Origin of the sequence: Bradyrhizobium sp. (assembly GCF_016462955.1) — a bacterium.
Classification (GTDB): Bacteria; Pseudomonadota; Alphaproteobacteria; order Rhizobiales; family Xanthobacteraceae; genus Bradyrhizobium.
On record NZ_JAEMSD010000329.1, the window covers coordinates 1 to 7,970 of the forward strand.

Below are 7,970 nucleotides of genomic sequence, written 5' to 3' on the forward strand. Positions count from 1 at the left end.
TCGCCTCGATCTCGCAGCGCGCCTGCGCGATGATCTGCATGTTGCCGCCGAGATGGGCGATCTTCTTGCCGAAGGCTTCGCGAGTGAGGCCGCGCTGCACCATCAGGTCGAGCGCCTTCTCTGCCTTGCCGATGGTGCGCATGCAGTGATGGATGCGGCCCGGGCCGAGGCGGAGCTGCGAGATCTCGAAGCCGCGGCCTTCGCCGAGCAGGATGTTCTCCTTCGGCACCCGCACGTTGTTGAAGCGCATGTGCATGTGGCCGCGCGGAGCGTGGTCCTGGCCGAACACGTGCATGGGGCCGAGCACCTCGACGCCGGGCGTGTCGCGCGGCACCAGGATCTGCGACTGTTGCTTGCTCGGCGCCGCGTCAGGATTGGTCTTCACCATCACGATGAGGATCTTGCAGCGGGGATCGCCGACACCCGAGATGTAGTACTTCTCGCCGTTGATGACCCATTCGTCGCCGACGAGCTTGGCGGTCGTAGAGATGTTCTTGGCGTCGGAGGAGGCGACGTTCGGCTCGGTCATGACATAGGCCGAGCGGATCTCGCCGTTGAGCAGCGGCTTCAGCCATTTCTCCTTCTGCTCCTTGGTGCCGACGCGCTCCAGCACCTCCATGTTGCCGGTGTCGGGCGCCGAGCAGTTCATGGTCTCGGACGCCAGCGGGCTCTTGCCGAGCTCGGCCGCGATATAGGCGTAGTCGAGATTCTTCAGGCCCTGGCCGGTCTCGTCGTCGGGCAGGAAGAAGTTCCACAGGCCTTCCTGCTTCGCCTTGTTCTTGGCCTTCTCCAGCACTTCGAGCTGCTTCGGCGTGAAGCTCCAGCGATCCTCCTTGCCTTCGCCGGCCTTCGCGAACTCGATCGACATCGGCTCGACCGTGTCACGGATGAACTTCTTGACGTGGTCGTAGAGCGGCCGGACCTGCTCCGACATGCGGAGGTCGTTGAGCTCGTCGCCGGGATTGAGGGTGTAGTTGGTGGTGCGGGGAATGTAGGTGTGTTTTGTCATTGGTCCTCCCGGGAGCGCTAGAATGTGTTGAGCGAAGAATAGTCGCAGCGCCGCGAAAGTGCGAGCGCGCATTTTCACCCGCAGGCATGCCACGCGATGGAATTCGCGAGGACGTTTGAAATGTTGTTTGAATGAGGGTGCGAAAAATCCTCCCAATGTCGTCCCCGGACAAGCGCGCCACAAGCGCGCGCAGATCCGGGACCCATAACCACAGGAAGACGGTTGGCGAAGACTCGGAGTGACCGGCTCGCTCCATAACCGCTCCCTGGGGCTATGGGTCCCCGCCTTCGCGGGGACGACACCGGCTTTGTGCCAGCTCAGTTCGGCATCCGATGCATCGCGCAGATCTTGTTGCCGTCGAGATCGCGCAAGTAAGCCAGATACAGCTTGCCACCAGGGCCCTGACGCACGCCGGGCGGATCCTCGATGGATTTTGCGCCGGCCGCGACACCAGCCGCGTGCCACGCGTCGACCTGCTCCGGCGAATTGGCGGCAAAGCCGATCGTGCCGCCGTTCGCGCAGGTCGCCGGCTCGCCGTTGATCGGCTTCGACACCGAGAACACGCCGGTCTTGGTGATGTAGAAGATGCGATGGCCGTCGACCCTGGCCGGCCGCACCTCGAGCGTGCTCAGCAGATTGTCGTAGAACGCTTTTGCCTTGTCCAGGTCGTTGGTGCCGATCATGACGTGCGAGAACATTTGCCCATTCCCTCAGTGTTTGCAGCCCGGATGGAGCGAAGCGAACTCCGGGTCTTGCTTGCTTGTGGCAATCCCGGATTGCGCTTCGCTCCATCCGGGTTACGAACTGCTGAACTAGAAGGCCGTATAGCCGCCGTCGATCACGAACGTATCCGCGGTGTGATAGGACGAGGCCTTGCTCATCAGATACACCGCGATGCCGCCGAAATCGGCCGCCTCGCCGAAGCGCCGCATTGGTATGCGGGGCATCACGTTGCCGACGAACTTGTCGTTGGCCATCAGCCCCGCAGTCATGTCGCTCTTGATCCATCCCGGCAGGATCGCATTGGCGGTGACGCCGTGGCGCGCCAGCTCGACGCCGAGCGCGCGCACCAGCGCGTTGATGGCGGCCTTGGTCGCCGCATAATGCTCGTTGCGCGCGGTGCCGAAGATCGAGGCGAGGCTCGAGGTCGCAACCAGCCGGCCGAAGGGATCGCCGGCATTGGCGCGCTCGGTCATGTGCTTCGCGGCCGCCTGGAAGGCGTGGAACACGCCGTCGAGATTGGTCGCGAACATCGTGCGCCACTCTTCCTCGGTGCGCTCGATGAAGGACCGCCTTCCGCCGCCGCCGATGCCGGCATTGGCGAAGCAGCCATCGACCCGGCCGAAGGTATCGAGCGTCGCCTTCATCGCGGCACCGACCGAGGCCGGATCGGTGACGTCGCAGACGCGCGCGTCGACCTTGCCGGGAGCGCCGGCCATGCTGGCGGCAGCCGCCTTGTTCTTGTCCGCATTGCGGCCCCAGATCGAGACGTTGCAGCCCTGGGCCGCGAGCGCCTGCGCGATGCCGAGCCCGATGCCGCCATTGCCGCCGGTGATCACGGCCACGCGGCCGGTGAGGTCGAAAATGTTCATGGCGCGTTTCCTGTTCTTCTTGGTCTGCGGCCCATCAGCCGCTGCGCACAAGATTGCTTGCTATGCTGCGATCACCATGGACAAGACCGCGCCAAAAATCAAATATGCGCCCCGGCCAGGCAAAATTCCGGTCTGCGAAACTGACGCAGGCGCAACCGACGAGGAAACCATGCAGTTCAAACACGTCACGCTCGATTTCGATGGCGCGGTCGCGATCCTCAAGCTCGACCATCAGGAGGTGATGAACGCGGTCTCCGTCGACATGCTGGGCAGTCTCTCCGAAGCGCTCGATGCGATCGAGGAGAAGAAGGACGAGGTGCGCTGCGTGGTGCTGACCGGGGCGGGGCGGGCGTTCTGCACTGGTGCGAATCTGCAAGGGCGCAACGACCAGTCGAAGAAGACCAAGGCCGGACTGACGCTGGAGACCGGCTTCCACCCCTTCCTTCGCCGTATCCGCAACCTGCATTGCCCGATCGTCACCGCGGTCAACGGCCCCGCCGCCGGCGCCGGCATGAGCTTCGCGCTGCTCGGGGACATGATCCTGTGCGCGCGCTCGTCCTATTTCCTGCAGGCCTTCCGCCGCATCGGCCTCGTGCCGGATTGCGGCTCGACCTGGCTCCTGCCGCGGCTCGTCGGCCGTGCCCGCTCGATCGAATTGTCGCTGATGGGCGAGCGGCTTCCGGCCGAGAAGGCGCTGGAATGGGGCCTCGTCAACCGCGTCTATGACGACGGCGTGCTGATGGAGGAGGCGATGAAGCTCGCGCGCGATCTCGCCAGCGGTCCGACGGTGGCACTGTCGCTGATCCGCAAGCTCTATTGGGACAGTCCGGAAAATTCCTTCGAGGATCAGCTCAATCTCGAGTTCCAGTGCCAGCTCCGTGCCGGCGACACCCAGGACTTCCGGGAGGGCGTCGGCGCGTTCCTCGAGAAGCGGCCCGCGCAGTTCAAAGGCAAATGATCGAAGCGGAGCTTTCGCGCAGTGCCAGGCGCTGGTGCCCGGGCGCGACCGGCGTCACGGGCGCGGCAAAGCTGTCCGGCGGCGCCAGCCAGGACACCTGGCGGTTCGACATCACCCATCCCGACGGCGTGATCGGCGCGATCCTGCGCCGTTCGCCAAAGGGGTATGGCGCCGCGCCGACCCGTGCGGCCGGTCTCGCCGCTGAAGCGCAACTGATGCAGCTGGCCTACGAGGCCGGCGTGCCGTCTCCCCGCGTGATGCACGTGCTCACGCCGGAGGACGATCTCGGCACCGGCTTCATCATGCAGCGGGTCGAGGGCGAGACCATCGCGCGCAAGATTCTTCGAGATGAGGAGTTTGCTGCGGCGCGCCCCATTCTGGCGCGGCAGATCGGCGGCATTCTCGCTGGCCTGCACAGGCTGCCGCAAGACAGATTGCCTGAACTGCGCAGCAGGGGCGCGACCCAGGAGATCGCGGAATTCGAGCGCGACTATCGCAGCCTGAACTGGCCCAAGCCCGTGTTCGAGCTGGCACTGCGCTGGCTGCATGATCATGATCCCGGCCCATCGGGCGAGACCACGCTGGTGCACGGCGATTTCCGCAACGGCAACCTCATCATCGGTCAGGATGGCGTGCGTGCAGTGCTGGACTGGGAACTCGCCCATCTCGGCGATCCCATGGAGGATCTCGGCTGGGTCTGCGTCAACTCCTGGCGCTTCGGCGAGATCGACAAGCCGGTCGGTGGCTTTGGCACGCGCGAGGAGCTGTTCGCGGGCTATGAGGCCGCAGGCCGCAAGGTCGATCCGGACCGGGTGAAATTCTGGGAAGTGATGGGTACGCTGCGCTGGGGCATCATGTGCGGCGGCATGATGCAGCGCTTCCGCGAAGGGCCCGACCATTCCATGGAGCGCGCCATGATCGGCCGCCGCGCCAGTGAGACCGAAATCGATCTGTTGCGGCTGCTGGCGCCGCGCGGGAGTTGAGCCATGCAGGACGAACCCACACCGATCGAGCTGACCAAGGCCGTCGCCGATTTCCTCCGCAACGACATCACCCCCCTGATCTCAGGCCATCAGGCCTTCAAACTCCGCGTCGCCATCAACATCCTCGATCTCGTCACGCGACAGCTGACGCGGGAGGAGGGGAGCGACGCCAACGAGGTCGAGCGCCTACGCGCGCTGCTCGGCGAGGACGGCTCGGTGATGGAGCTGAACCGCGCACTCGCCGAGCGGATCGCCAAGGGAGAAGTCGATCTCGCAACCCCGGGCCTCGCCGAGCACCTGTGGGCGACCACGATGGACAAGCTCGCAGTCGACCAGCCGAACTATGCTTCGTACAAGCGCGAGCTGGGGCGCAATCCGTAAGACGGGTAGAGCGCAGCGCGCCCCGTCATTCCGGGGCGTCGCGGAGCGACGAGCCCGGAATCCATTTATCCGCGCGTTCTGCCGCCTAATGGATTCCGGGCTCGCGCCTGACGGCGCGCCCCGGAATGACGGCTCGGAGCGCGGTCACTTCCCCACCCATTTCGGCGGCCGCTTCTCCGAGAACGCCTTCGGGCCCTCGATGTAATCCTGCGAGGCCACCATGGCTTGTACCGCCGGATAGTCCCGCTGGTCCGCGATCGCCTGCTCCAGCGAGACGGCAAGCCCCTTCTGGATCGCCTGCTTCGAGGCGCGGATCGACATCGGCGAATTCTTGGCGATCATGTCGGCCCAGCGCAGTGCGGCGTTTAGCGCCTCGCCCTGCGGTACCACCTCGTTGACGAAGCCGAGCTCGTGGCCCTCCTTGGCGCTGACGTGGCGTGCGGTCAGGATCATGCCCATCGCGCGTTTCAGCCCGATCTGGCGCGGCAGCCGGTGCAGGCCGCCGGCCAGCGCAGCGAGCCCGACGCGCGGCTCGGGCAGGGCGAAGGTGGCGTTCTCCGAGGCGATGATGAGGTCGCAGGCCAGCGCGATCTCGAAGCCGCCGCCCATGGCGACGCCGTTGACGGCGGCGATGATCGGCTTGTCGCAGTCGAAGCGGGAGGTGAGGCCGGCAAAGCCGCCCTTGTCCCAGCCGCGCTTGCCGCCGGCAGCCTGCCACTTCAGGTCGTTGCCGGCGCAGAACGCCTTGTCGCCGCTGCCCGTGACGATCGCGATCCACTGCTCGGGATCGCCCGAGAAATCGTCGAACACCTTTTGCAGTTCGAAATGCGCATCGGTGTGCAGCGCGTTGTAGACCTCGGGCCGCGACAGCGTCACGATTGTGATCGGCCCCTTGCGTTCCACTTTCGAAAACTTCAGCTCCATCGTGCGCTCCCGCATTTTCTCGTGAAGGAATATTGATGCATAGTAGCGCGCGTCGACGACGCGGCGCCATCGAATTGCGCTGGCGTGCTTTGCGCAGTCGTCACGCCGGCTTGCTTGACTTGGGCGCGCTCTTCTCCGCTTAATCGTGCGAAGCATGAGTGCGCCTAGCGCCTTAACGCAAAACCACAAAATCAGTCCGGGAGAGAAGCTTTGGATTTCTCATTGCCTGCCGACCTCGTCGCCTATCTCGCAGAGCTCGACCGTTTCATCGAACGCGAGATCAAGCCGCTGGAGGAGGCCGACGACAACATCCGCTTCTTCGATCACCGCCGCGAATGGGCACGCACCGATTTCGAGAATGGCGGCCTGCCGCGCCACGAATGGGAAGCGTTGCTGCGCAAGGCCAAGGATCTCGCCGACGCCGCCGGGCACCTGCGCTTTCCGGTACCGAAGCAATATGGCGGCAAAGACGGCTCCAACCTCTGGATGGCCGTGATCCGCGAGCATTTTGCTGCCAAGGGTCTCGGCCTGCACAACGACCTCCAGAACGAGCACTCGATCGTCGGCAACTTTCCCGTCGTCACCATGCTCGACCGCTACGGCCGCGACGACCAGAAGGCGATGATCGACGGCTCGATCAGGGGCAAGTACCGCATCACCTTCGGCCTGACCGAGCCGCATCACGGCTCGGACGCCACCCACATGGAGACGCGCGCGGTCCCCGCGACCCGCGACAACGTCAAGGGCTGGATCATCAACGGCGAAAAGATGTGGACCACCGGCATGCACGTCGCCACCCACTGTGCGCTGTTCGCGCGGACAAGCGGCAATGACGGCGATGCCCGCGGGATCACCTGCTTCCTGGTTCCCGCGAAGAGCCACGGGGTGAAGGTCGAAGAATACATGTGGACCTTCAATATGCCGACCGATCATCCGCGCGTCAGCTTCACCGACGTCTTCGTGCCCGAGGATGCGCTGTTCGGCGAGGTCGGCCGCGGCCTGTCGCTGGCGCAGTGTTTCGTGCACCAGAACCGCATCCGCCAGGCGGCGAGCTCGCTGGGGGCCGCCGTCTACTGCATCAACGAGAGCGTGAAGTATGCCCGCGAGCGAAAGCCGTTCGGCCGGGCGCTCGCGGAGAACCAGGCGATCCAGTTCCCGCTGGTCGAGCTCGCCACCCAGGCCGAGATGTTGCGCCTTCTGATCCGCAAGACCGCCTGGGAGATGGACCAGCTCACCGAGGAACAGATCGAGCGTACGCTCTCCGATCGCGTCTCGATGTGCAACTACTGGGCAAACCGCCTCTGCTGCGAATCCGCCGATCGTGCCATGCAGGTCCACGGCGGCATGGGCTATTCACGCCACAAGCCGTTCGAGCACATCTATCGCCACCACCGGAGATATCGCATCACCGAAGGCAGCGAGGAGATCCAGATGCGCAAAGTGGCGGGGTTCCTGTTCGGCTATATGGGGCCGGGGAAGCATTGAGTCGTTACCGCGCGTTATCTCTCCCGAGTCGTCCCCGCGAAGGCGGGGACCCATAACCCCAGGGAGAAGCGTGGCGCGGGAAAGCAACTCCGTGTCGTCGCCAAACTCTACCCTGTGGATATGGGTCCCGGGCTCGCGCTGCGCGCGCCCCGGGACGACGAAATGGATAGACCGCGGATCAATTCACCCTTCGGTCTTTCCCCGCCCAATACGGCTCGCGCAATTGCCTGCGCAAGATCTTGCCTGAGGGATTCCGCGGCAGCGCCGGCAAGAACTCCACGCTCTTCGGGGTCTTGTAGCCGGCGATACGCGTCCGGGTGAAGTTGATGATGTCGGTGGCAGTCGCCTCCTTGCCCGGCTTCATCACCACCACGGCCTTCACCGCCTCGCCCCATTTGTCGTCGGGCACGCCGATCACGGCGGCTTCGGCGACGTCGGGGTGATCGCACAGCGCGCTCTCGACTTCGGCGGGATAGATGTTCTCGCCGCCCGAGATGATCATGTCCTTGATGCGGTCGTGGATGTAGAGATAGCCGTCCTCGTCCATGTAGCCGGCATCGCCCGTGCGCAGCCAGCCGTCGCTGCGCAGCGTCGATGCGGTCGCCTCCGGCAGGTTCCAGTAGCCCGCCATGTTGGAG

General features: G+C 64.8%; 8 protein-coding genes and 1 pseudogene. 4 read left to right on the plus strand and 5 right to left on the minus strand.

Annotation, left to right across the window (positions count from 1 at the left end):
• From JHD07_RS26900 to JHD07_RS26910, 3 genes are all read right to left on the minus strand, one after another.
• On the minus strand, window positions 1–1,009 hold a 1,009-nt coding region (locus JHD07_RS26900; protein ID WP_291627550.1), incomplete at its 3' end, for an acyl-CoA dehydrogenase family protein.
• Window positions 1,010–1,326: 317 nt separating this feature from the next.
• The gene (locus tag JHD07_RS26905; protein ID WP_291627552.1) at window positions 1,327–1,707 is read right to left on the minus strand and encodes a VOC family protein; all 381 of its coding nucleotides are present in this window, start codon (window positions 1,705–1,707) and stop codon (window positions 1,327–1,329) included.
• Between the two features lie 114 nt (window positions 1,708–1,821).
• Window positions 1,822–2,601: an SDR family oxidoreductase gene (locus JHD07_RS26910; RefSeq protein WP_291627554.1), complete on the minus strand. Its 780-nt coding sequence runs from the start codon at window positions 2,599–2,601 to the stop codon at window positions 1,822–1,824.
• A 169-nt stretch (window positions 2,602–2,770) separates the two neighbouring features.
• Between JHD07_RS26910 and JHD07_RS26915 the strand changes: the two genes are divergently transcribed.
• From JHD07_RS26915 to JHD07_RS26925, 3 genes are read left to right on the plus strand one after another with little or no spacing between them, the layout of a single operon-like run.
• Window positions 2,771–3,559, plus strand: coding sequence for an enoyl-CoA hydratase/isomerase (locus JHD07_RS26915; RefSeq protein WP_291627556.1), 789 nt, complete (start codon window positions 2,771–2,773; stop codon window positions 3,557–3,559).
• Window positions 3,556–4,542 carry a phosphotransferase family protein gene (locus tag JHD07_RS26920; protein ID WP_291627558.1) on the plus strand — a complete coding sequence of 329 codons (987 nt, stop codon included), beginning with the start codon at window positions 3,556–3,558 and terminating at the stop codon, window positions 4,540–4,542. Before JHD07_RS26915 ends, JHD07_RS26920 begins: the two co-directional genes overlap by 4 nt.
• Window positions 4,543–4,545: 3 nt before the next feature.
• A complete protein-coding gene (locus tag JHD07_RS26925; RefSeq protein ID WP_291627561.1) occupies window positions 4,546–4,923 on the plus strand; it encodes a DUF6285 domain-containing protein in 378 nt (125 codons plus the stop codon).
• Between the two features lie 144 nt (window positions 4,924–5,067).
• Here JHD07_RS26925 and JHD07_RS26930 read toward each other — a convergent pair whose 3' ends face one another.
• Window positions 5,068–5,847 (minus strand): enoyl-CoA hydratase-related protein, encoded by a 780-nt coding sequence (locus tag JHD07_RS26930; protein WP_291627562.1) that lies wholly within the window; start codon window positions 5,845–5,847, stop codon window positions 5,068–5,070.
• Window positions 5,848–6,057: 210 nt separating this feature from the next.
• Between JHD07_RS26930 and JHD07_RS26935 the strand changes: the two genes are divergently transcribed.
• Window positions 6,058–7,332, plus strand: a complete 1,275-nt coding sequence (locus JHD07_RS26935; RefSeq protein WP_291627564.1) for an acyl-CoA dehydrogenase family protein — start codon at window positions 6,058–6,060, stop codon at window positions 7,330–7,332.
• A gap of 178 nt (window positions 7,333–7,510) precedes the next feature.
• On the opposite strand, the pseudogene JHD07_RS26940 reads toward JHD07_RS26935, so the two are convergent.
• Window positions 7,511–7,970, minus strand: a pseudogene (locus tag JHD07_RS26940) (AMP-binding protein); the annotation flags it as partial.

Excerpts from the sequence above, each read along its gene's own strand:
- JHD07_RS26905 (WP_291627552.1), bottom strand. The coding sequence starts at position 1,707 with ATGTTCTCGCACGTCATGATCGGCACCAACGACCTGGACAAGGCAAAA.
- JHD07_RS26910 (WP_291627554.1), bottom strand. The coding sequence starts at position 2,601 with ATGAACATTTTCGACCTCACCGGCCGCGTGGCCGTGATCACCGGCGGC.
- JHD07_RS26915 (WP_291627556.1), top strand. The coding sequence starts at position 2,771 with ATGCAGTTCAAACACGTCACGCTCGATTTCGATGGCGCGGTCGCGATC.
- JHD07_RS26920 (WP_291627558.1), top strand. The coding sequence starts at position 3,556 with ATGATCGAAGCGGAGCTTTCGCGCAGTGCCAGGCGCTGGTGCCCGGGC.
- JHD07_RS26925 (WP_291627561.1), top strand. The coding sequence starts at position 4,546 with ATGCAGGACGAACCCACACCGATCGAGCTGACCAAGGCCGTCGCCGAT.
- JHD07_RS26930 (WP_291627562.1), bottom strand. The coding sequence starts at position 5,847 with ATGGAGCTGAAGTTTTCGAAAGTGGAACGCAAGGGGCCGATCACAATC.